Genomic DNA, 21,961 nt, shown 5'->3' with positions numbered 1-21,961 from the left:
GGGCCGGGTGTGTCCCGCGGGTGCGGGCGGGCCCGTTCTACGGGTGCGGGCGGCGGTGGCCGCCGCGCAGGACCAGCGCCGGGGTCCGTTCGTCGTAGGCGCCGCAGGCGGTGGCCGACCACGGCGACCACTGCTGCGGGACGGCGTAGTACGGCACCAGCACCGGACCGTCGCCGCGGCGCCGGGCCCCGGCCGGCAGCAGGGCCGGCAGCACGTCCAGGCCCTGCCCGGCCAGGATCGCGTTGCGGCAGGCGGCGCAGGCCGGCCTGCGCTCGGCGGCGGCCTCCCGGGCCCCGACGGTGGGCCGGCGGCGGGCCTTGCGGCCGGCCGCGGCGGGCTTGGCGGCCGTGCGGACGGCGGGGCCGTGCAGCGGGTTGTAGAAGCAGCGGACCGCGAACGGGCGGGGCCGCCCGCCCGCGTGCGCGGTGTGCGCGGCGGCCAGCCGCTCGACCGCCTGCTCGGCGAGCACCACGGCGGCGGTCAGGTCCGGCAGGTCCTCGGCCTCGTCGAGCAGCCGCCCCGCCGCGTCGTACGCCTCCAGGGCCCAGAGGTAGTTCCGGCGGGCGGCGGTCTCCTCCGGCGGCAGCTGGAGCTCGGCCACCCGGAGCAGGTCGCCGGCGGCCGTGACCCGCTCGGCCGCGATCTCGGCCAGCCGGTCGCGCAGCACCTGCCACTCGCGCAGCACGAACTCGCGGGCCTGCTTGGACTCCCGGCGGCCCGGCGGGCGGGTGCCCGGCTCCGCGGGCCGGAGCAGGCGCAGGAACCACCAGCGGCGAAACACCCGGCCCCCTCTGCGGTCACGATCGGTCTGCTGCTCGCCGGGCCGGTGTTCGGTCGCCCCGGGCGGTGGCCCGGCGGTCCGGCGTCGGTCGGCCCCGGCCCCGGGCGGCGGTCCGGCGTCGGTCGGCTCCGGCGGTGGGTCAGCCGCAGCAGCCGCCCCCGCAGCAGCCGCCGCCACCCGCGGGCGCCTGCGGGGCGGCCGAGCCGGAACCGCCGGTCACGGCCACGGTGGAGAGCAGCTTGGTGGTGTCGGCGTGCCCCTGTGGGCACACGGCGGGGTCGTTGGCCTGGGCCATGGCGCGGCGGAGCTCGAAGGTGGCTCCGCAGGAGCGGCAGCGGAAGTCGTAGCGAGGCATACCCGCAGGGTACCCAGCTTCAGTCGGCCGAGGGCCCGCCGCGACGCTTCTCGCGCACGTAGATCTGCTTGCGGACCCGGGCGACCACCGTGCCGTCGGCCGCCACCACCTCGGTGTCGAACCAGACCAGTGCCTTCTTGCCCTCGGCGGTCAGCTCGCGGATCTCGGCCAGCCGGTCGTCGGTGAGGTGGAACTCGGCGAAGACGTCGCCGCGGCCCGGCGAGACGAACTCGATCTCGGCCGCACTGTCCCAGACCAGATGGTCCGGGCCGAGGTTCTGCATCACCAGCAGCATCCAGAACGGGTCGGTCATCGCGAAGATCGAGCCGCCGAAGTGGGTGCCCACGTAGTTGCGGTTCATCCGGCCCAGGCGCAGCCGCACCTTCGCGGTCCGGAAGTCCGGGCTGATCGAGAGGACCCGGATGCCGGCGAACAGGAACGGCGGCCAGACGGAGAGCACGCGCCGGAAGGTGGACGCGGTGAGCTTGCGCTTTCGAGCCATGGGGCCACTCTAGCAACTAAGTTACCGATGGGTAGGGGTGTCCTCCGGTCACTCCTCCGGTCACTCCTCCGGTTGCTTCTCAGTGGCTCCCGCGGATCATCGTGACCACCTCGGCCGCGGTCTCCCGGACGCCCGCCAGCTCGGTCAGGAAGTGCCAGTAGTCCGGGTGCCGGCCCGAGTCCTCCAGTGCGGCCACCGCCCGGTCCAGCCGGGCGACCGCCGCGTCCAGCGGGCCCGCGTGCCGCGGGTCCGGGGTCTGCCGGCCCGACATCGCCAGCCGCTGCGCGTCCCGCAGCGCGAACCGCGCCCGGTCGATCTCGCGCTGCGGATCGCGCTCCACCTCGTTCAACTGCCGCAGTCGGTCGGTCACCGCGGCCACCGAACCCTCGGCGGTGTCCAGCAGCGCCCGTACCGTGCCGATCGCGGCCGTCGCGTCCGGCCAGCGCTGCTCGTCCCTGGCCCGGACGGCGTCGGCCAGCCGGTCCTGCGCCGTCCGCACCGCGGCCGGGATCTGGGCGGGCACCTGCTGCAGGTCCTGCCAGCAGGCCACCGCGAACCGGCGGCGCAGCTCGCTCAGCGCCGGCGCCACCGACTCCGACCTGGTCTCCAGCGCCTGGATCCGGGTCCGCAGGCTGCCCACCCGGCGGTCGATCTCCTTCGCCCGCTCGGGCAGCTGCTCGGCGGCCGCCGCGACCGCCTCCGCCCGGTGCCGCACCTCGTCGGCCCGGCGCAGGGTGTCCGGCACGCCGTGCCGGCCGGCGCCCTCGTTCAGCTTGGTCAACTCCGGTGCCAGCTCGGCCAGTCGGGCTGCCAGGTCGTCCGCCTTCAGCCCGCTCGCCCGGACCGCCTCCAGTGCCGTGGTCGCCGCCAGCAGGGCCCGCTTGGCCTGCTCGACGGCCGGGGTCACCTTCATCAGCTCGGTCTCGGCCCGGTCCACCAGCGGCTGCAGGCGGGCCAGGAACGCGGTCAGCTCACCCTTCGCCGCCTCCAGCTGCTGCTGCGCCTGCTCCAGCTGCCGGCGCGCCTGGGCGGCGGCCGACGACTCCAGCTCCTCCGCCTCCAGGTCGTGGGCGTCGAGCGCGGTCAGGTAGCCGACGGTGACCTCGTCCACCCGCGCCGAGATCTGCTGGAAGTCCGCCAGGGTCCGGCGGCCGGTGGCCTCGTTCTCGACGGCGCGGACGGTCTCCACCGCGAGCTGGACCTCGCGCTGGGTGGAGTCCAGCTGGTAGAAGGCCTCCTGGGCGGCGTCCCGGGCGGCCTTCGCGTCCGCCCGCTGCCCCTCGCCCCGGCGCCACCAGCCGCCCCGCCCGCCGCCACCGCCGGCCACCCTCACGCCACGCTCCCTGTTCGGCCCCGCTCGCCTGATCCACCGCCCATTCTTGCTGATCTCCACCCCCCACCGGCACCCCCGGGTCGGGCCCCGCCGGTGAGGGGGCCACGCGGAGGCCGCCGGACCAGGTACTCTTGGCTGTCGCCGTGCGGCCGGAGTCCGGCAACCACGGCACACGGGCGCATAGCTCAGCGGTAGAGCGCCGCCCTTACAAGGCGGATGTCGGCGGTTCGAAACCGTCTGCGCCCACAGAGCGTGAGCAGTACCGAAGCCCCGGACCGAGCGCGGTCCGGGGCTTTTGACATCCAGATCTGACATCAGTGCCGCTTGAGTAGCCGATCCATGTTGGCGAGGGCTTCCCGCTGCGAGTCCTGGGTGACGTGGGTGTAGACGTTCATCGTCAGCCCGATCTGGCTGTGGCCGAGGATCTCCATGACCACCCGCGGCGAGACCCCGCAGGCGACCAGCAGGGTCGCGGTGCCGTGCCGGGCGTCGTGCATCCGGACCACGGGCACCTTGGCGTCCGCGGCGATCCGGCGGAACGACCGGTAGACGTTGGTCGGCTCTACCGGCCGGCCGGTCCGAGTGGTGAAGATGTACCCGGTCTCCGTCCAGTGTTCCCCGGCCGTCCGCCGCGTCTCGGCCTGGCGCAGGCGGTGCCAGCGCAGGGCCACGATGGCGATGCGGGGGAGCGGGATCGGCCGGCGCTTGCCGTTCTTCGTCGTGTCCGCGTACAACTCGCCGCCGACGCGCTGGATTTGCTCCCGAACCACCAGTGCCCGGCCGTCAAGGTCCACGTCCGACCAGCGGAGTCCGACGATCTCGCCACGCCGCATGCCGAGCGCGATGGCCAGGACGAAGGCGGCGTAGAGCGGGTCCCTTCGGGCGGCGGTCAGGAAGGCCAGGGTCTCGTCCAGGGTCCAGGGTCGCGACTCCCGGCTGACCACGCGGGGCGGTGGCACCATCATGGCGACGTTCCGGCTGATCAGCTCGTCACGGCAGGCCGAAGTCAGGGCCGTGCGCAACACCTTGTGCGACTCCTTCGCGGTCGCGGCGCTCGACTGAGCGGTCACCTTGGCCAGGAAGAGCCGGACGTCCCGGGGACTCAGCGACTCAAGCCCCTTGTTGCCCAGGTGGGGGAGGAGGTAGAGCCGTACGTGCATCTCGTACTTGGACGCGGTGGTGCGCTTCCTCTGGGGGCTGATGAAGTGCTCCAACCAGTACGGCAGCCACTCGGAGAGCTTCGCCGACCGGGTGGGCGTCGAGATGCCCTGCTGGTCGCGCTCGACCAGCTCTCGGCGCTTCTGGTCGCACTCCTCCCAGGTCGTGCCATAGACGAACTTCCGGGCCCGGGTGCCGTCGGGCTGCGGCACGTAGACGGCTGCCTGGTAGCGGCCGTCCTTGCGCTTGGTCACGGTGCCGGAGCCGTTCGGGTTGCGCTTGGCCATCAGGCATTGCTCCTGGTCTGGTTGCGGATGTAGGCGGTCAGGTCATCGGCGGCCACGCGACGGCAGCGACCGATGGTGAAGCTGGTCAGGTTCTTTGAGCGGATCAGGTCGTAGACCTTGCTGCGGCTGAGTCGGAGGGCGGCCATGACCTCAGGCACGGTCAGGGCTTCGGGCGTCGCGGTGGCCATGGCGGTCCTCTCGTGCGGATGGTGGCTTCGAGCGGTGCGCACCTGTCCGAGGTAGGGATTTCTGCGTCACAGCGTCGTCAGCGTCATTCGGGCCTTTGACCTGCAGTTTTGTGTGTCGCACTGGCCGGGGCCTGCGTCACCGGTGCGTCACGGGCTTCGTCACCGTGACGAAGCCCGTGACGCAGGTGACGCAGGATGACGCAGCGGCCGTCCTCTGCGTCACGGTCTTGGCCGCAGGTCAGGGGCCGTTTTCTGTCCCGCGTGACGCAGGTGACGCAGCGTCTTCCTACTTAGGAAAAAAGGAAGGGGTGCCTGTAGGTACTTGGGCGCACCTCAGAGCGAAAGAAGGAGCCGCTGCGCGGCACGACCCTTGGGCGGCTTCGCCGAACTGCAAGAGGAGCACCCGTCCTCGGCCGCCGGTGCTCCTCTTGCAGTTCGGGTGGTGGCCCGGGTCAGAGCAGCGACGGCTGCTCGTGCGGGGGCGCGGGGGCGGGGCGGGTCATTTCGAGGTAGCGGCCCTCCCGCGTGCGCCCGGAGTCGATGAGCAGGCCACGGGCGGCAAGGGTCGGTTGGAGGCGCTTGAGCCGGTCGGACAGCACCTTGCCGGTGGTCGGCCAGCCCTTCGGCACCGCCCGCAGCTCCTCACCGGCGTAGACCCGGCTGAGGCAGGCCAGCCACTCGGTGGACGTCATCCGCTGCGCCGTGCCCGGGGCGATCGTGTCGGCGTGCTGGAGAACGGTCTGTGCCAACAGGTCGCCCTCGATCACGTCGTCGTTCAGGTCGTCCAGACTGGCCCGGTACGCGGCCAGCGCCCCGAGGCCGGTGGCGGCGTCGAGCTGCGCGCACAGGTGCGCGAAATCGGCCATGCGCAGGTCGGTCGGGGTCTCCACCTCGGCCGCCCGAACCTGCACCGTGAGGTCGAGCAGCGAGCCGAGCACGATGGGCAGCACCTCGGCGTACTCCGCCCACAGCTCCGCCTCGGTGCGGCGCACCCGGGGCCGCTCCAGCCGCAGCGGCAGCAGCCGCTCTGCAAGGTCAGGGCGGATGACGCCGACGTCGATGCCGGTCAGCAGCAGCGGTCGGCGGTAGCCGACCCGGAACACGTCGCCGTCGGTGAACAGCGCCCGCTTGACGTTCTCGGCGCCGGTGACGATGCAGCACATCGCGTCGGACATGTCCGGGCCCATGTGGGAGAGGTTGTCCAGGGCGGTGACCCATCCGGCCGCGACGGCCGCGAGGAGGTTCTCCTCGTCCTTCGGCGGGCGGCGCAGGTCGCCGCTCATGCCCTCGATGATCCGCATGAGCATCCGGCCTGCGGTGGACTTGCCCGCGCCCTGCGGGCCGGTGAGGAACGGGGCCGGGACGGGCACGGACGGCCCCAGGCAGCCGATCAGCCACGCCATGGCCAGGCACTCGGAAGCGGCCGTGGCGAAGTTGCACAGCCCGAACAGCAGGTCGATGCCCTTGCCGTCGGTGTCCGTCACCGGGAGGGGTAGTTCGCCGGTGAGCTGGGTGCGCCGCCAGCACACCTCCCGCGGATCCGGGGTGAGGATGTCCCAGCCGGTGGGGTGGATGCGCACGGACAGGCCGTCGGCGCGCCCGAGGTCGAGCCAGGTCGCCCCGTCGAACCCGGGCGCCACCCGGATGTGGACGGGCTGCACGTCCTCGGTCAGTGCGAGTGCTTCGATCAAGTCCAACGCCTCCTTGAGGGCGGTTCCGTTGAAGACGCCGCGCCCGTCCCGGTACAGGCCGACCATGAGTTCCTGGCGGTGGCTTCCGGTGGTGCCCTGGGAGCGGATCTGGCGGGCCACCGGGTGGCCGGTCCGCTGGGCGTAGACGGTGCCGTCGGCGGTGCGGAAGTACCGGAAGTGCGTCTGCGCGTACTCTGCGATGACCTCGCGGGCCGGGTTCTTCTCGTCCTCGGCCACGACTACATCCCCAGCCTGCGGACAGCATTCGTCCATGCGTCGGCGCAGTGCCGGGCGGTCTCGCCCTTCGTGCCGGCGGCGGCGAACAGCCGGGCGGTGTGCGCTTCGGTGAGGCAGCCGCAGCGGCCGTGCGTGGACAGCACCGCGAGGAACGTCGCGAACACGGTGGCGTGCACCGCGCTGGTCGCATCGGTGATGCGCTGCTCGGCCATGGCGATGCCGCGTTCCAGGTAGGCCGGGCTGCGGTGCGGGCACCGCCTGCCCCTGGCGGCCGGCCGGGGTACCGTGACGGCCGCCGGGCTGGCCGGGGCCGCCTCCCGTACCAGCAGGGCCCGCACGGTGTCCGGCAGGGGCGCCACGATGCCGGCACCGGCACCGAGCCACCGGGCGTAGGACATCAGCGATTTGATGTCCAGACCGGGCCGCACCGCGTTGGCGGAAGGCATGGTGCCCCGGTAGATCCAGTGCTCACCCCGGGTCGTGGACACGGTCCGGGTGGCGGGCAGGTTCGCTCCGGCCCAGGTGATGGCGTCCGCGTTGTCGAGGTCCACGACCGTCAGCCCGGCGCCGCCCGGGTGGTAGGCCACCGCCGCTGCCTCGCGCCACGCCCGCGCCCACGCGGCCGAGCCGATGACAGCAGGGTCGGTGGTGGCGCCGGCCCAGCCGTGGCACGGGGCCGGGCAGGTGCAGGGGCCGGGGGTCTTCATGTTCGGCCGCCCGCCGCACCGGTTGTCGGCGCAGGCCGGGCAGTTGCCGAACGGGACCTTCCCGGCCCGCAGCGGCAGGACGGGCAGGCCGCGCGGCGCCAGGGTGAGCGCGGTGGGCAGGTGCTCTCCCCGGATCATGGTCGGTTGGGTCATGCTGGGTGTCTCCAGTTCTGTTCGGCTGGATTGGCGGCGGCCCCGGTTCTTGGCGGAAGGGGGCCGCCGTTGTCATGTCGGTGTGCTCTGTTCCTCGGCGCAGACCTTGTGCGATGGGCGGTGCTGGTCGTCGCGGAGTGGGGTGGGGCGCCCGCACCACCGGCAGGGCAGGGTGCGGGTTCGGTCGTAGTGCCGGGCGTCGCGCCAGTCGAGGGCGGCCACGGTGCGGTCAGCGAAGGTCGAGGGGGAGTTGGCCGTCGATCTGGATGGGCGGTTCGGGTGGCATCAGCGCGTCGATGGCGGCGCGGTGCTGGTGGTCGTCGCGGGGGCAGGTCACGGTGCGGTCGGCGGCGATGATCCAGCCCGCGCGCCGGGCGGCCGTGACAGCGTCCTCGCGGGTCTCGTGGAGTGCGATGACCTCTTCGTCGTCCAGTCCGCAGGTGTCGCAGACGACCACGTGGAAGGTGCGGGGGCTGATCGGCACCGGGTCCTCCTCACGCGGCCTGTCGGGCGGGGAAGTCGATGACCGCCGCCAGCCGCACCGACGGGGCGGCCTGCGGGATCGGGGCGGGCTCCCGGGCCGGGGGCGGGGTCGAGCCGTCCTCCTGCTGCTCGGCGAGGGCGGCACGCTCGGCGGCGGAGTTGGCCAGCACGGCCTGCACCCGGGCGGAGTCGGCGCGCTGGCCGCGCATGGACCGGGCGTAGGCGGCGGCGCCGGCGGTGCCGGGTCCGAAGATCAGGGCGGCGGCGATCAGGTCGGTGGTGCTCACGAAGTACCCCCTGCTGCGGTGGTGAGGGCGGTGAGGATGTCGGTGCCGAGCTGGGCGAGGCGGTGGTTGATGGCGTGCCAGGAGTCGGGGTCGATGTGCATGAGGGCGGCGAGTGCGGCGGGGCCGTCGTGGTTGGCGGTGGCGGTCATCGCGTCGCGCAGGTGGACGGCGGCCAGCGGCCGGATCGTGCGGGCGGGGGTGGGCATGGCGGGGTGTCCTCCGCTTCGGGTGTGGTTGCTGTGGGTGAGCGGGAGGGAAGCGGGTGGCGGCCGGAACAGGCGTTCTGGGAGCCGCTCCGGGGCCGTGTGGGGCTGGTTCCCTGGCTCCCTGGTGTCCTGATCTGCGCAGATCAGGGCGGGGATCGGGGGCCAGGGAGGCGGGTAGGGAGTTCTCCCTGCCTCCCTGGCGGTTCCCTTTACGCTCCGTGCTGGTCGAGGGTGTCGGTGTCGCGTGCGGAGAGGGCGTTGAGGACGCGGGCGCGGGAGACGACCATCTGTCCGTCGGACTTGTACGGGGCCGCGCCCACCGCTTCCAGGACGGTCTTGAGGTCGCTGAACGTCCACTCCCGGTACTCGCCCGGGTCGGTGGCGGCGAGCCGGGCCAGGACCTCCTGGGTGCGCACGCGCGGGGCGTCCCCGAGGGCGGCGGCGATGTCGGCGAGCGCGTCCACCGCCTGCTCGGGCCGCTCGACCGCCGTGAGCGTGGTGACACCGGCACGGCGGGCCTTGGCCCGCTCCGCGATCTCGGCGGCCTGCTCACCGGTCACGTAGTGCGTGCGGATGGTGGTCGAGGACTGCCCGGGGGCGAGCTTGACGCCGTCCCCGGCGACCACGACGGTGCCCTTGTCGAGGCCCTGGCGGAGCTTGTGAGGGGCGGCGCCGCCGTTGACGGCCTTGTCCCCCAGGGCCATGCGGGCCTGCTCCTCGGTGCCGAGCACGAGCGAGGCCCGGATGTGCGCGCCCTCCCGGACGAGCTTGGGGAGGTTCTGGTCGGTGGGGTCCTGGGTGCCCTGCCACAGCACCACGTTGACCGCGCGGCCCTGGTTGTGGAGCTTGCGCGCCGCCATGAAGTAGCGGCTGGTGGCCTTGACCCCGCCGTAGGGGCGCTTGTCCTCGCCGACGGTCGGGCACATGAACGCCACCTGCGCCTCATCGACCAGCAGCACGATCGGGTGGAACCGGGGGTCGGTGCGGGCCATCTCGCGGGTCACGCCGTCGGTTGCGCCGGACTGCTCCAGCAGCGCGATGCGCCGTTCCATCTCCGCGACGCCGTCCTCCAGCATCTCGGTGGCGTCGATGACGTGCTGGTCGGTCGGGCCCTGGATCAGGACGGTGGCCAGGCCGTCGAACATCCGCCAGTCGCCCACGCCCTTGAGGTCGGCGATCCGGAACTCCACCGAGCTGTCCAGCGCCAGCCACAGCGCCAAGGCCCGCAGCGAGGCGGTCTTGCCCTGGTTCGACAGGCCCGTGATCAGCAGGTGCCGTTGCAGCAGGCTCAACAGCGCGGCGTCGCCGCGCAGGTCCTGGCCCCAGGGTGCGCGGCCGGTGTAGAGGTCGGCGCTCAGGTCGGGGTCGGTGACCAGCGGGGACTGGCCGATCGGCTCGTCCAGCGCGCCGGAGTCGGCGATCCACAGCCGGACCGTGCGGGCCGCCTGGGGGATCGTGACGAACACCTCGTGCTCGTGCCGGGCGAGGTTCTCGGCGAGCTTGCGGCGCCGCTTCTGCACCTCGTCCGTCGACACCCCCGACGGCAGGGTGACATCCACCTCGACCCCGCATCCGGCGATCCGGATCGGGCCGAGCATCCCGGCCCCGGCATCGCCCATCTCCCTGATGGCCGCCCGCAGCGGCGCGATCCCCAGGTCCCGCAGCGACGTGACCACGACGGAGGGGGTGATCGGCGCCCCCACGTCACTGCTGGTGGCGGTGGGCAGGGTCCAGGCGGGTGCGGCCTGGCGGTTGCGGCCGACGGACCACATGGCCAGCAGGCCCAGCCACGGGCCGATGGCACACAGCGGGCCCCACACGATGCTGACGAACACCACCGCCCACCGGATCAGCTCGATGACGGTCATGGTCGGGGCGATCACGTCCGCGAGGCGCTTCTCCGCGATCGCCAGCACGATGCCCAAACCGAGCAGGGCGCCGGCCGTCGCCGCGGTGGCGATGGCGGCGCTCTTGGCGAGCCGCACGGGGGCGGTGAGCAGGTCCATGCGCCGCTGATGGCGGGCGGCGCGGAACGCGGCGGCCCGCACCTCCCACTCCAGGGCATGTTCGGGCTGCCCGGCGGCCTCGGCCGCGCGCATCATCCGCTCGTAGCGGGCGGTGCTGCGGCTCTCCCACGCCCGGCGGGCCAGGATCCCGCCCCCGGCGAGCACGTAGGAGCCGTGACGCACCACCAGCCGGGCGGTGGTGCGGGTCCGGTCGTCGGTCAGGACCACCCGCACCGCCCGCCGGCCCCGCACCCACGCCGGGGCCTTCGGGCCGTGCGGCGTGCGGGGGTTGGGCAGGACGACGCCCGAGACGGGCCCGGCCTGCGACGGCCCGGCGGCGGTGCGGTGGGCGCGGGCCTTGCCCAGGTCGACCACGACCCCACCGGGCACACCGGGGGTGTCGGGGGTGGTGCTGGAAGGCTGGTTCACTGGTGGTTCCTTCCTCGCAGTTGAAGCTGTGCTGGATGGGGACCCGGGGCGGCCGACGATGCTTGCCGGCGGTGCGGCCGCCCCGGGGTTGTCACCTGCTGTTTCGCGCGGCCTGTTCGGCGGTCTCCCGCTCGACGGCGCGCGCCTGCAACCGGTCGATCTGCCGGTCGTACTTCGAGGGGTCGCCACCACGCGCGGCGGTCACGGCGGCCTTGGCGATGATCCACGCGGACCGGGCGATCTCACCGGTGGTGTAGTGGTCGGGCTCCTGCGCCATGGACGGCACACTCCTTGCGGGGTGGGCCGGGTCTGTCCCGGCTCCCCACCCCCGCCCGGCACCCCGGGCGGGGACGGGCAACCGTCAGCCCTCGTTCGACCGGTCGAGGTGGTCGAGGGCGCGACGCAGCAGGGGGCGGTGCGCGCCGTACAGGGTCCGTCCGGCGGCGGTGATCGCGGCGTCGAGCTGGTCGAGGCTGGCGAAGGGCCACCAGGTCGCTTCGAGGGCGTCGTCGGCGCCGACGGCGGCCACCGTGGCGGGCAGCAGGTAGAGCGCGCTGGTCGAGGCGACCCAGGCGTGGTCCGACTGCCGCCAGTCGTCCACGATGTCCCGGCCGAGGATCACGGGGTGGTGACCGGCGAGGTCCACCCCGGTCTCCTCCCGCAGCTCCCGCACCAGGGCCGCCGGAGCGGTCTCGCCCGGGTCGACCATCCCACCGGGGATCGCCTCCACGCCGATGTCGGAGCGGGTGATCAGCAGCACCCGCCGGGCCGGGCCGGTGCCCGCGACCACGATCGGGTCGGCGGCTGCGTTCTCGCCCCACTTGCCCAGGTTGCGGCCGGTGCAGCCGGTCCGGCCGAGCGGGTGCAGCGGCCAGCCCCGCCCGTCCAGGTCGAACGGCACCAGCGCGACGCGGCGCCGCTGGTCCCAGTCGTGCACGTCGGTCGGGGTCGGCGCCCCCTCGGCCCAGTCGGGCACGTCGGCGGCCAGCGCGGCCGGCCGCAGTTCGGGCGGCGTCACGTCAACGGGCGCGTACTGCGGCCAGATCACCGACCAGCTACGCGGTCCGGCGGGAACGATCTCGTTCATGGTGGATCTCTCCGGGGCTCGTGATGGGTTCGGAACGGGCACTCAGGCGGAGGCGATGGCGGCCGCGATGGTCTCAATGCCGTGGTGGAAGGCCTGGTCGAGCAGGTAGGCGCCGTTCAGGCCGTGGTCGGCGAGCCGCACGAACGCCCGTCCGCCGGTGGCGTCGGCGAGGCGCCGCAAAGGCTCGCGCCGGTCGGCGATGTAGTGGGTGACGGCCGAGACGGTCAGGCCGGCGGCGACGGGGCCGGGCCGCAGCCGCACTCCGAGCACCCGGGTGCCGAGCAGCAGGGCGGCTGCCTGGGTGGCGGTGTAGGTGGCGACGTGGGCGGCGCAGGCTCGGCGGCCGGCCGCGCTGGACTGCCCGTCGGTGTGGTCGTGCTGGCCCTTGGTGGCGGCCTGGTGGTCGGTCTGGATCCAGTGGTCCGCCACGTCCGCGGCCGAGCGGAGCAGGGCGTAGGAGACGGCGAAGCGGGCAGCGCGGTCAAAGCTCACGGCGGATCTCCAAAGATGCTGTGGTGCGCGGGAGTTGGGGGACTGTGGGCCGTTCAGGCGGCGGCCGGGGCGGTCACGACGCCCGCTCCTGACCGTCCTCACCGTCGGCCGGCTCGGCCGGAGCCTCGGGCTCGGTGTCGGGGACGGCGTGCAGGCCCGGACGGGCGGCCTGCTCGGCCCGCTCGGCCTTGAGCGCGTCCCGCAGGACGCGGGCCTTGGCGGACGACGTGCGGACCGCCCCCCGGATCCGGTCGGCCACCAGGTCCTCGGCCGACCACCCGGCGGTTGCGGTGCGGGCCTCGGCCAGCAACTCGTCCGCCGTCCGACTCGACCGGGCCGCTCGGGCCGACTGCGGCACCGTGCCGGTCGCCCGGCGAGGCCGACTCATTACTGCCGCGACCGCCTTGACCGGCCGGACCGGCTCCACCACCGGGGCGGGCACGGTCGGCTCCACCGGCGGGGCCGGGTCGGGCGACTCGTACACCGACCCGAACAGGTCCGGGTCGGCAGGTTCGGGCAGGTCAGAAACCGACCGATTTACGGTGCTCTGGGTGTTTTCTGCCGGTTCGGGTCGGTGGTGCAGGACCTTGGCGACCAGGTCAGACCCGAACGCGATCGACCCGACCGGCAGCGAGCTGGCGAGCAGCACCAGCGCCCAGTGGGCGGGTGCCCAGTCGGCCAGCTTGGCCCGACCAGCGCCGTGCAGGGTCACCAGTCCATGGGTGTAGTTGAGGACCAGCGAGGCGACCGTGTAGCCGACCAGGACCCGCAGCGCGAACCGGCGGTCGGCCCCGGTGAGGATCAGCACGGCGACCAGGGCCAGCGCCATCAGGCCGTCGATCACCAGCGGGTAGACGGTCGCGGCGGTCGGGTCGGCGCCGATCGCGGTGGCGATGTCCTTCAGCGCGTTCCAGGAGACCCGGAACGCCATCCCGACCACGCCCAGCAGCGCGGCGACCATCCAGAACTTGCCCGCCCGGTTCACGCTGCCACCCCCAGCGCCGCAGCCGGGCGGACCGAGCGGCGCGCGGCGGTCAGCGGGACCGGGGCGGCGCCCATCAGGCGCTCGGCGTAGGCGGCCAGCTCCGGGTCCTCCCGGCGCAGGTCCGCCAACACCGCCACCGCCACGTCCAACCGGGCGGCGCGCTCGATCACCGACTCACCGGCCACACCGGCGAACAGCACCTCGTCCACACCCAACGCCAACTCCGCGAACTCCTCCGGACCGGCGGCGTACTGCCCTGCAACAATCGACTTCACGGGACAACCTCTCCTAGATGGGGTGGGCCCGAGGGGCTGCCGCGCTCCGGCCAAGGAATTGCGCGGCGGCCCCGACTCGTCGGGCCCGGCTGCTCGATCGACACGAGCGGCCACGACCCCCGACACCCGCCACAGCACGCATGAGTGCGCGGGGATATCGAGGACCGTGATCACTGGTGAAGCAAGAGGTTCGGTCTCAGATGGACGCGGGGCCTGCTCGCTCCGGGGAGATCCCTCCCGGAGGTCGTCGCCGGCGAAAGGTCGGCCGCGTCGTTTTTTGGAGAGGCCGGTAGCTCCTCTCAGTCGGCTGCGTGTCCCATGTACGGCCGCCGTCTGAAGGGCGGTCCGAGGTGTCAGGGCGTGCGCCCCTTCTCTGCCGACTGGTCTCCACTCACCCCGACCTGGCGCGGTCACAGGCGGACTGCGGTGGTGGATCACGCTCTTGAGTTGTTCAGCGGGCAGTGCGTTGGTGCAGGTCAGAGCAGCCCAAAGAAGGCCCCATCTCCTCTACATGAGTGCTCATGCACTTATGTAGAGGAGTGACATGCATCAGAGTGGCCTGCTCCTGTATATAAGTCAACCCCCCGTGCCCCGGAGGGTGCGGAGGGTTGCGTTCGGAGCGGGTTTGATCAGTCGCTGGCCGGGATGCGGTAGTCCAAGACGAACTGGTCAGCGGCCATCAGCGTGTCGCACACCTCGACCACCCGGCCCGCCTCGGAGATGGCGTTGCGGGTGAGGTGGATGATCGGGGCGCCAGGACTGAGGCTCAGGGCCGTCGTCTCCGGCTTGGTCGCCAGTCGCGCTCGGACGGTCTCGGTGAACTCGGCCAGGGTGTGGCCGTGATCCTCAAGCCGCGCGTAGATCCCTCCACCCCCGGGGTTCTCCGCGAAGAGCTCCGGAATGTCCTTCGCGATGTCCCACGGTAGGTAGGAGGTGGCCTCCTCGGTCGGCACCCCGTCGCTGAAGTAGAGCCGACGGCGCGCCAACACCTGAGTGCCGGGGGCGATGGCGAGACGATCGGCGATCTCGGCTGGTGCCTCGGTCGGGCCGATGTAGAGGACGCGGACAGACGGTGCGGCTCCAGCCTGCTCCGCTTCAGCGATGTACGCCGCCTTGCCAGCCTTCCGGTGGGAGCGCCGGAACCGGTCCGACGACTTACGGTTGACCGGCGGGCGGGACTTCACGAACGATCCGCGTCCGTGATGGGTCTCGATCAGTCCCGTGGTGCGCAGCTCGGCCACTGCCTTCCTGGCCGTGCCAGGGGCGACCTTGTAGCGGTCCATGAGTTCAGACTCGCTGGGGATCTGCTCGCCAGGGGGCAGAACGCCCTTCTGGATCTGTTCCGCGAGGTCCTCGGCAATCTGCAGGTACCGAGGCGCTGATGTCTCGCGAACGCTTCCACTCCTCATCTGGGTGGAACCTCCTATGCTCATATACATGAGTAACAGCACGCAGCAGGGCCGGTCAACGCCGCTTCATTCAGTGTCGGTGGCCGGCGTCGTTGTGCGGGACGGTGGTGACGTGCTGGTCATCCGCCGCGCGGACAACAACACGTGGGAGCCGCCCGGGGGAGTGTTGGAGCTGGCGGAGTCGGTCGAGGCTGGGGTTCGCCGAGAGGTACTGGAGGAGACCGGTGTCGAGGTAGAGGTGGAACGGCTGACCGGCGTCTACAAGAACATGTCTCTGGGAGTCGTGGCCCTGGTCTTCAGGTGTCGCCCGGTTGGCGGTACGCCGTCCGTCTCTGAGGAGTCCACTGTTGTCCAGTGGATCCCAGCCGAGGAAGCGGCAGCCAGGATGGGTGCCATGTACTCGGTTCGGTTGCGCGATGCCCTTGGTGAAGGTGCCCCGGCCGTACGAGCCCATGACGGTAGGCGCCTGGTTGGCTGACTGGCAGTGACAGCGGCACAGTGTTGCGCCGCCCTGGCCGTTTGGAGCCTGAGAGCGCCGCCGCTGAGGTCGTGCGGCGGTCGTGCCTGACATTCCGACATCAGTCTCTGACATCAACAGCGGCAGACTTGGGCGGTCAACCGGAGCTTTGCAGGTACCGACGGTCGAGCCCGGAGCGGTTACCGCGCTGGCTGCTGCTCCCTCCGGTCGAACTTACAAGGCGGATGTCGGCGGTTCGAAACCGTCTGCGCCCACAGTGCGTGAGCAGTACACCGGAGCCCCGGACCGACCTCGGTCCGGGGCTCCGTGCGTTCCGGGTGCCGGCCGGGTCGGTCGCCGCCTGCCCCGGGACCGCGCCTCATCGGCCGGTCGGTGCCGGTGGGCCGCGCCGCTCCGCGATGTCCGAGTTGGAGTGGATCATGGGCTTTGTAATCCTATGCCCCCCTCTTGGTAATCATTTTGACGATCGATCAATTCATCGACACCATGCACCTGACTTAATCGGATTCTCATTCGAGGAGTGCAGTGTCGGTACGGATTGGGCGAAGACGACCCATACCCGCCTGGGTCGCCGCGGCAGTGGTGGCAGGCGCCCTCCTGGGAGGGGGGGTCGTCCCCTGGACACCTCCGGCCGCCCATGCCGTGGAGGCGGCCCCGGCCGCCGATCCGGCGTCGTCCGCGACCGGTGACGCTGCTGAGGTGGCGGCCGTCGCGGAGGCTAAGCGGACCGGCAAACCGGTCGAGGTGGTGTCGAAGCGGACCGAGACCGCCGATGTGGTCGCGCAGCCGGACGGTCGGCTGCTGGCGACGACGTACGTGCAGCCGCACCGGGTGCGCAGGGCCGGCGGCTGGGTCGACATCGATCCCGTGTTGTCCGTGCGCGCGGACGGTTCGGTGGCGCCGAAGGCGGCGACGGCCGATGTGGTGTTCTCCGGTGGTGGGAGTTCCCAGCCGCTGGTGCGGATCGCCTCGCGGGGCAAGGAGCTCAAGCTCAGCTGGCCGAAGGCACTGCCGAAGCCGGTGGTGGAGGGCAGCACGGCGGAGTACCGCTCGATCCTGCCGGAGGTTGACCTGAGGCTGACCGCGACGCGGACGGGCTTCAGCCAGATCATCGTGGTGCACAGCGCCGAGGCCGCGAAGAACCCTGAGCTGGACCAGTTGCGGCTGGGTCTGGCGGGTGAGGGCCTCAAGGTCGGACAGGCCGCGGACGGCTCGCTGTCCGCGGTGGACCGCAGCGGCGGTGGCACCGTCTTCGAGGCACCCACTCCGGTGATGTGGGACTCCTCCCGCCCGGTGGCCGGGGCGCCCGGCGCCAGCGCCTTGACCTCGCCGACGGCGCGCTCGGCGCCGGCCTCCAAGGCCAAGAACCTGCTCGCCCCCGCGGCCCCGGCCACCGCGCAGACCTCCGGCGACCCGTTGGACGGGCTCGTCCCCGGCGACGGCGCCAAGGTCGCCCGGATCAAGGTCGACCTGCCCGCTGCCCAGGACAAGCTGGTCCTCACCCCGGACCAGGCGATGCTGGACGACCCCGGCACCGTCTTCCCGGTGATGATCGACCCGGCGTGGAACACGCCGAGCGCCGCCGACTGGGCCGGTGTCTCCCGCTACTACGCCTCCCAGGCCTACTGGCACTTCACCTACAACAGCACGTACGTCCACGACTGGGGCGTCGGCTACTGCGGCGACACCAGTCGCTGCGCGCCGGCGGACGTGAAGCGGGCGTTCTTCCAGATTCCGACGTCGACGTTTGTCGGGAAGCAGATCCTGAGCGCGGAGTTCGGTACGTACGAGAGCCACTCATGGTCGTGCTCGCCGAGCAACATCGAGCTGTGGAGCACCGGTTGGGTGTCCTCGGGCACGAACTGGAACTCGCAGAACGCGTCCGGGTTCTGGAGCCGCAAGCTGCAGACGATGAGCGCGGCGAAGGGCTGGAGCGGAAGCTGCCCCGGCGGCTGGCTGGAGTTCGGTGGCACCTCGGGCGGGGTCAAGGACCTGGTCCAGGACGCCGCCAACTGGGGCTGGTCGTGGACCACGTTCGGCCTCAAGGCGGAGAACGAGGGTGACAGCAACAGCTGGAAGCGCCTGACCGACGACGCCTTCCTGCGCGTGTACTACAACCTGCCGCCCCGGCAGACGCCGATGAACCAGCTGACCATGTCGCCGGGCAGCGTCTGCTCGTCGACGGGTGTGGGGATCAACAACTGGCCGCAGATCACCGCGACGGCGAGCGACCCGGACGGCGAGGCCGTCGGCGTGCAGTTCGCGGTCGCGTGGGACGACGGCAGCTCCGGCTACAAGCGCCGGTGGTGGTCGACGGGCAGTGAGGGCGCCGCCCCGAACGGCAACTCCTTCAAGGGATCGGGGTCGCTGTTCTCGGTGTCGCTGCCGACGTTGCCGGCCTCGGTCGGTGGTTCCTACGGCTGGGAGATGCGGGCCTGGGACGGGGCGAGCTGGGGGCCGTGGTCCTCGGACGGCGACCCGACCGTCTGCTACTTCAACGTCGACACCACCCGCCCCGAGGGCCCGAAGGTCACCTCCTCGTCGTACCCCGGATCCACGGACGCGGCGGCCGCGCTGCCCTGGACGGACGGGGTCGGCAAGTATGGCGACTTCACCGTGAGCTCGACCGCCACCGATGTGGTGAAGTACCAGTGGGGCCTGGACTCGGGCGCGTCCGCCGCCCACGAGGTGGCGACGGCGGGCGGTGCGGCCAGGACGATCAAGCTGCTTCCCCAGACGCCCGGCGTGCACCTGCTCGCGGTCCAGGCCGTGGACGGCGTCGGTAACGTCTCGGAATCCCAGAGTTACTACTTCAACGTCCTGAACGGTCAGCCGCAGCGCACCGGTTGGGCGCTGGACGAGACGGGCGGAAGCAGCTACGCGGGCGGCGGCGGCAGCGTCCCGCTGGCACTGCGTCCGGGTGCGACGGCGGGTGCGCCCGGCCATCAGGGCAGTGCCGTCGCGTTCAACGGCACTTCCGACGGGTATGCCGGCACGGAGGGTGCCGTCCTCGACACCGACCGGAGCTTCAGCGTCTCGGTGTGGGCCAACCTTGCCGACATCAGCCTGACCCGGACCGCCGTGAGCCAGTCGGCGGGCAACACCGCCTTCTTCGACCTCGGCGAACGCAACGGGAAGTGGGCCTTCACCACGTACACCGCGGACCTGGCCGACGGATTCGGTTGGCAGCCGGCGATCGGGACGGCGCCGGCGGCGCTGAACACCTGGACCCACCTGACCGGGGTCTACGACGCGGCCGGGGCCAAGGTGCTGCTCTACGTCGACGGCGCCCTGGCCGCACAGGCCCCGGCCCCGAAGTCGTTCGCCTCCCGCGGCCCGCTGGAGCTCGGGCGGTTCCGCTACATGGGTGGGTACGTCGACCCGTGGAAGGGGTCGCTCGACGAACTCAAGGTCTGGGACCGGGCGCTGTCCGCCACCGAGGTGGCCGACTCCGCCGCCGACCGGCCGCTGACCACGGGCCTCCCGGCGAAGGCCGTCTGGCACCTGGACGAGAGTGCCGCTCCGGCGGTCGGGCTCCCGGAGTCCGACCCGCTGATCGCGAGCGGCGGGGTGCAGGCCGGTGTTCCCGGTACGGCCGCCAAGGCGCTGCACTTCGACGGGACGAGCGGTTACGCGCGGACCGCCCGGCCGCAGGTCGACGGGACGCGCAACTTCTCGGTGGCGGCGTGGGTGCGTCTGCCGGCACCGGCGGCGGGCGACACGACCGCGAAGATGGCCGTGACGCAGAACGGGCAGCACAACAACGAGTTCTCGTTGTACTACTCGGCGTACGGCAAGAAGTGGATCTTCGGCCGGTACAAGGAGGACACCTCCGCGGACACCCTGGTCCGGGCGGCGCAGGCGGACTGTGCGCCCGGGACGTCGGTGAACGGGGTGCCGTGCTTCTCGGGGACGGACAACCAGTGGGTGCATCTGCTGGGTGTGTCGGACGCGGTGGCGAGGAAGACCCGGCTGTACATCAACGGCTTCCTGGTCGGTGAGGCGGACTACACGCAGACCGCGCCGTGGGCGAATCCGGGGCCGTTGCAGGTGGGTGCGGTCAACCGGGAAGGCGTCAACGCCGAGTTCTTCGGCGGCGACGTGGACGACGTGCGGGTCTACGACCGCGTGGTGACCGGCTCGGAGGCGGCGGACCTGGTCGTCCAGCGCCCGCAACTGGCAGGCCGGTGGAAGCTCGACACGGCTTCCGGTTCGCCGACGGCCAGCCCCGGTGAGGGTCCGGCGCCGCGGGGTGCGGTGCTGAACGGCGGTGCGACGATCAACGCCGCAGGTGGTCTTTACCTCGACCAGGGGACGCTGCAGCTGAACGGCAGCACCGCCTACGCGGCGACCGCCACCGCCCCGGTGCACACCAACCAGAGCTTCACGCTGGCAGGTTGGGCGACCATGGCGGGTTCCCCGACCCGGAACATGACGGTCCTCTCGCAGGGCGGGACCACCGGTGACGCGGTGACGGTGCGCTGGCACTACCTCAAGGACGACCCGACCACCGGGGAGCACCTGGGCGAGTGGCAGGCCGTGCTCTCGGGGACGGACGCGGCCGGAACGGCCCAGACCGTCGTGGTGCACTCCCAGGACCCGACGGTGCCGGAAAACTGGGCGCACCTGACCGTCGTCTACGACGCGTTGTCCAGCCGGCTGAGCCTGTACGTCAACGGCAACCTGGAGAACCAGGCGTGCACCACCGGCGCCACGGACTGCACCGGCCGCACCTCATGGGCGCAGGCGATCCGGCCGTTCGATGCGACGGGTGGGCTGCAGCTCGGCCGGGGCAGGTCCGCGGGAACCTTCGGTGAGTACTTCTCGGGGGAGTTGGACGACGTGTGGGCGTTCCAGGGCGTGCTGAGCAGCGCCCAGATCGTCAGGCTCGCCGACTACGGCACCGAGCTGGATTCGACCACAGGCCCCTGACCGACCCTTCTGCGGGCCGGAGAACCGTGTGTTCTCCGGCCCGCCTTGTTGTCCTCCGGCGGTCCTGACGGCCTGTCGGAGGGCAGCGAGGCGGGCCGGGTCATCGACGGGCGCCGTCATCGTCGACATCGAAGGAGTACGCATGAGTAGGGAGAGGGCTGCCGGGCGGCGGTCCCGGTCCAGGGTCGCGGCCGCGGTGGCCGTGGCTGTGGTCGGGTCGTTGCTGCCCACGCTGCCACTGGCCGTAGGCGCCGCCGCGGCCGACTGGACCAAGCCGTCCGCGGTCTCGCCGGAGAAGCCGGTCAAGGGCTCGGCCGGGAAGGTGAAGAGCCGCTCGGCGGACACCACCGTCAGCGCCCCCGAGGCCGGGCGGGCCGCCTGGCCGGACGCCGGCAGCGCGAAGGTCGCCGTGCCGGCCGAGGCCGGAAGGGCGGTGCGGGCCGGCGACCTGCCCGTCAGCCTTACCGCGGTGGGAACGTCTCCCAAGGATGCCGATGTCCAGGTCCTCGGTCAGGACCTCGCCCGCAAGGCCGGGATATCCGGGGTGCTGGTCAGCGTGTCAGCGACGCGTACGGCGGAGGGCGCGAAGGCGAAGGTCGCGGTCGACTACAGCGCCTTCGCTCAGGCCGGCGGCGCCGGTTTCGGTTCCCGACTGCACCTGGTACAGCTCCCGGAGTGCGTGCTGACCACCCCGGACCGGCCGGAGTGCCGGGTGCAGACCCCGCTCCCGGGCGGCAACGATCTGGAGAAGCAGACGGTCAGCGCGGACGCGGTCACCCTCGCCGCGCCGATCCCGGTCGGCGGGATGAGCCTGCAGTCCGTCGCCGGTGGCGCGACGGTTCTCGCCGCCACGGCCGGCACTGCAGGCCCCAGCGGCGACTACAAGGCGACCCCGCTCTCCTCCGCCTCGTCCTGGTCCACCCAGCTGACCAGCGGCTCGTTCGCGTGGTCCTACGACATGCCGTTGACCGCGATGCCGGGCGGGCTGACCCCCAAGCTGGGCCTGTCCTACAGCTCCGGGGCGGTCGACGGCCGTACGGCGAACACCAACAACCAGGCGTCCTGGGCGGGTGACGGTTTCGACCTGTCCCCGGGCTTCGTCGAGCGGACCTACAAGGCGTGCGCGGACGACGGGGCGCCAAAGACGGGCCCCAACAAGCCGGGTGACCTGTGCTGGGCGACGGACAACGCGACGATGAGCTTCGCCGGGCACTCCGGTGAGCTGATCCCGGTCTCCGGTGACGAGTTCCGCCTCAAGGGCGACGACAACACCAAGGTCGTCCGCCTGCGCGATGGCGCCCGCGGCAACGGTGACAACGACGGGGAGTACTTCCGCGCCACCACCACCGACGGCACCACCTACTACTTCGGCTACAACCGCCTCCCCAACTGGACCAGCGGCAAGCCGGAGACGAAGTCGGTGTACACGGTGCCGGTGTTCGGCAACAACGCCGGGGAGCCCTGCAACGGCGCCGACTTCGCCTCCTCGTGGTGCCAGCA

General features: G+C 72.1%; 20 protein-coding genes, 1 tRNA gene and 1 pseudogene. 4 read left to right on the top strand and 18 right to left on the bottom strand.

Annotated features, from left to right (window positions below; genetic code table 11):
- Window positions 1-37: 37 nt before the first annotated feature.
- The 4 genes from ABT014_RS23200 to ABT014_RS23185 all read right to left on the bottom strand — a co-directional run bounded on the left by ABT014_RS23200 (window position 38) and on the right by ABT014_RS23185 (window position 2,971).
- Window positions 38-781, bottom strand: coding sequence for a hypothetical protein (locus tag ABT014_RS23200; protein ID WP_350640941.1), 744 nt, complete (start codon window positions 779-781; stop codon window positions 38-40).
- 139 nt (window positions 782-920) lie between these two features.
- A complete protein-coding gene (locus ABT014_RS23195) occupies window positions 921-1,136 on the bottom strand; it encodes an FmdB family zinc ribbon protein (RefSeq protein ID WP_350640940.1) in 216 nt (71 codons plus the stop codon).
- A gap of 19 nt (window positions 1,137-1,155) precedes the next feature.
- The gene (locus ABT014_RS23190; protein ID WP_350640939.1) at window positions 1,156-1,638 is read right to left on the bottom strand and encodes a DUF4442 domain-containing protein; all 483 of its coding nucleotides are present in this window, start codon (window positions 1,636-1,638) and stop codon (window positions 1,156-1,158) included.
- A gap of 79 nt (window positions 1,639-1,717) precedes the next feature.
- The gene (locus ABT014_RS23185) at window positions 1,718-2,971 is read right to left on the bottom strand and encodes a coiled-coil domain-containing protein (protein ID WP_350640938.1); all 1,254 of its coding nucleotides are present in this window, start codon (window positions 2,969-2,971) and stop codon (window positions 1,718-1,720) included.
- A gap of 174 nt (window positions 2,972-3,145) precedes the next feature.
- Between ABT014_RS23185 and ABT014_RS23180 the strand changes: the two genes are divergently transcribed.
- Window positions 3,146-3,217: transfer RNA gene (locus ABT014_RS23180), tRNA-Val, on the top strand.
- Between the two features lie 68 nt (window positions 3,218-3,285).
- On the opposite strand, the gene ABT014_RS23175 is transcribed toward ABT014_RS23180, so the two are convergent.
- From ABT014_RS23175 to ABT014_RS23110, 14 genes are all read right to left on the bottom strand, one after another.
- Entirely contained in the window at window positions 3,286-4,416 is a 1,131-nt protein-coding gene (locus ABT014_RS23175; protein ID WP_350640937.1) for a tyrosine-type recombinase/integrase, read from the bottom strand.
- Window positions 4,416-4,604 (bottom strand): helix-turn-helix domain-containing protein, encoded by a 189-nt coding sequence (locus ABT014_RS23170; protein WP_350640936.1) that lies wholly within the window; start codon window positions 4,602-4,604, stop codon window positions 4,416-4,418. Before ABT014_RS23170 ends, ABT014_RS23175 begins: the two co-directional genes overlap by 1 nt.
- Window positions 4,605-5,056: 452 nt before the next feature.
- Window positions 5,057-6,532 (bottom strand): AICE element replication initiation protein, encoded by a 1,476-nt coding sequence (locus tag ABT014_RS23165; protein WP_350640935.1) that lies wholly within the window; start codon window positions 6,530-6,532, stop codon window positions 5,057-5,059.
- A 2-nt stretch (window positions 6,533-6,534) separates the two neighbouring features.
- Window positions 6,535-7,392 carry a bifunctional DNA primase/polymerase gene (locus ABT014_RS23160; protein ID WP_350640934.1) on the bottom strand — a complete coding sequence of 286 codons (858 nt, stop codon included), beginning with the start codon at window positions 7,390-7,392 and terminating at the stop codon, window positions 6,535-6,537.
- Window positions 7,393-7,621: 229 nt separating this feature from the next.
- Window positions 7,622-7,876 (bottom strand): hypothetical protein, encoded by a 255-nt coding sequence (locus tag ABT014_RS23155; RefSeq protein ID WP_350640933.1) that lies wholly within the window; start codon window positions 7,874-7,876, stop codon window positions 7,622-7,624.
- A 10-nt stretch (window positions 7,877-7,886) separates the two neighbouring features.
- On the bottom strand, window positions 7,887-8,162 hold the full coding sequence (locus ABT014_RS23150; protein WP_350640932.1) for a hypothetical protein: 276 nt from the start codon (window positions 8,160-8,162) through the stop codon (window positions 7,887-7,889).
- Window positions 8,159-8,368, bottom strand: coding sequence for a hypothetical protein (locus tag ABT014_RS23145; RefSeq protein ID WP_350640931.1), 210 nt, complete (start codon window positions 8,366-8,368; stop codon window positions 8,159-8,161). Before ABT014_RS23145 ends, ABT014_RS23150 begins: the two co-directional genes overlap by 4 nt.
- A gap of 209 nt (window positions 8,369-8,577) precedes the next feature.
- On the bottom strand, window positions 8,578-10,671 hold the full coding sequence (locus ABT014_RS23140; RefSeq protein ID WP_350641038.1) for an FtsK/SpoIIIE domain-containing protein: 2,094 nt from the start codon (window positions 10,669-10,671) through the stop codon (window positions 8,578-8,580).
- Between the two features lie 223 nt (window positions 10,672-10,894).
- Complete coding sequence (locus ABT014_RS23135) at window positions 10,895-11,080, bottom strand: hypothetical protein (protein ID WP_350640930.1); 186 nt, start codon at window positions 11,078-11,080, stop codon at window positions 10,895-10,897.
- A gap of 84 nt (window positions 11,081-11,164) precedes the next feature.
- A complete protein-coding gene (locus ABT014_RS23130; RefSeq protein ID WP_350640929.1) occupies window positions 11,165-11,890 on the bottom strand; it encodes an NUDIX domain-containing protein in 726 nt (241 codons plus the stop codon).
- Window positions 11,891-11,932: 42 nt separating this feature from the next.
- Complete coding sequence (locus ABT014_RS23125; protein ID WP_350640928.1) at window positions 11,933-12,382, bottom strand: hypothetical protein; 450 nt, start codon at window positions 12,380-12,382, stop codon at window positions 11,933-11,935.
- A 73-nt stretch (window positions 12,383-12,455) separates the two neighbouring features.
- Window positions 12,456-13,367, bottom strand: a complete 912-nt coding sequence (locus tag ABT014_RS23120; protein ID WP_350640927.1) for a DUF2637 domain-containing protein — start codon at window positions 13,365-13,367, stop codon at window positions 12,456-12,458.
- The gene (locus ABT014_RS23115; RefSeq protein WP_350640926.1) at window positions 13,364-13,642 is read right to left on the bottom strand and encodes a hypothetical protein; all 279 of its coding nucleotides are present in this window, start codon (window positions 13,640-13,642) and stop codon (window positions 13,364-13,366) included. Before ABT014_RS23115 ends, ABT014_RS23120 begins: the two co-directional genes overlap by 4 nt.
- A 629-nt stretch (window positions 13,643-14,271) precedes the next feature.
- On the bottom strand, window positions 14,272-15,051 hold the full coding sequence (locus tag ABT014_RS23110) for a GntR family transcriptional regulator (protein WP_350640925.1): 780 nt from the start codon (window positions 15,049-15,051) through the stop codon (window positions 14,272-14,274).
- A gap of 16 nt (window positions 15,052-15,067) precedes the next feature.
- Between ABT014_RS23110 and ABT014_RS23105 the strand changes: the two genes are divergently transcribed.
- The 3 genes and pseudogenes from ABT014_RS23105 to ABT014_RS23095 all read left to right on the top strand — a co-directional run.
- Complete coding sequence (locus ABT014_RS23105) at window positions 15,068-15,529, top strand: NUDIX domain-containing protein (RefSeq protein WP_350640924.1); 462 nt, start codon at window positions 15,068-15,070, stop codon at window positions 15,527-15,529.
- A 699-nt stretch (window positions 15,530-16,228) separates the two neighbouring features.
- On the top strand, window positions 16,229-20,461 hold the full coding sequence (locus ABT014_RS23100; protein ID WP_350640923.1) for a LamG-like jellyroll fold domain-containing protein: 4,233 nt from the start codon (window positions 16,229-16,231) through the stop codon (window positions 20,459-20,461).
- A gap of 142 nt (window positions 20,462-20,603) precedes the next feature.
- Window positions 20,604-21,961: pseudogene (locus ABT014_RS23095) on the top strand (sugar-binding protein); the annotation flags it as partial.

Source organism: Kitasatospora sp. NPDC094015 (assembly GCF_040304075.1).
GTDB lineage: Bacteria > Actinomycetota > Actinomycetes > Streptomycetales > Streptomycetaceae > Kitasatospora.
This window is presented reverse-complemented; position numbering and strand designations above follow the sequence as displayed.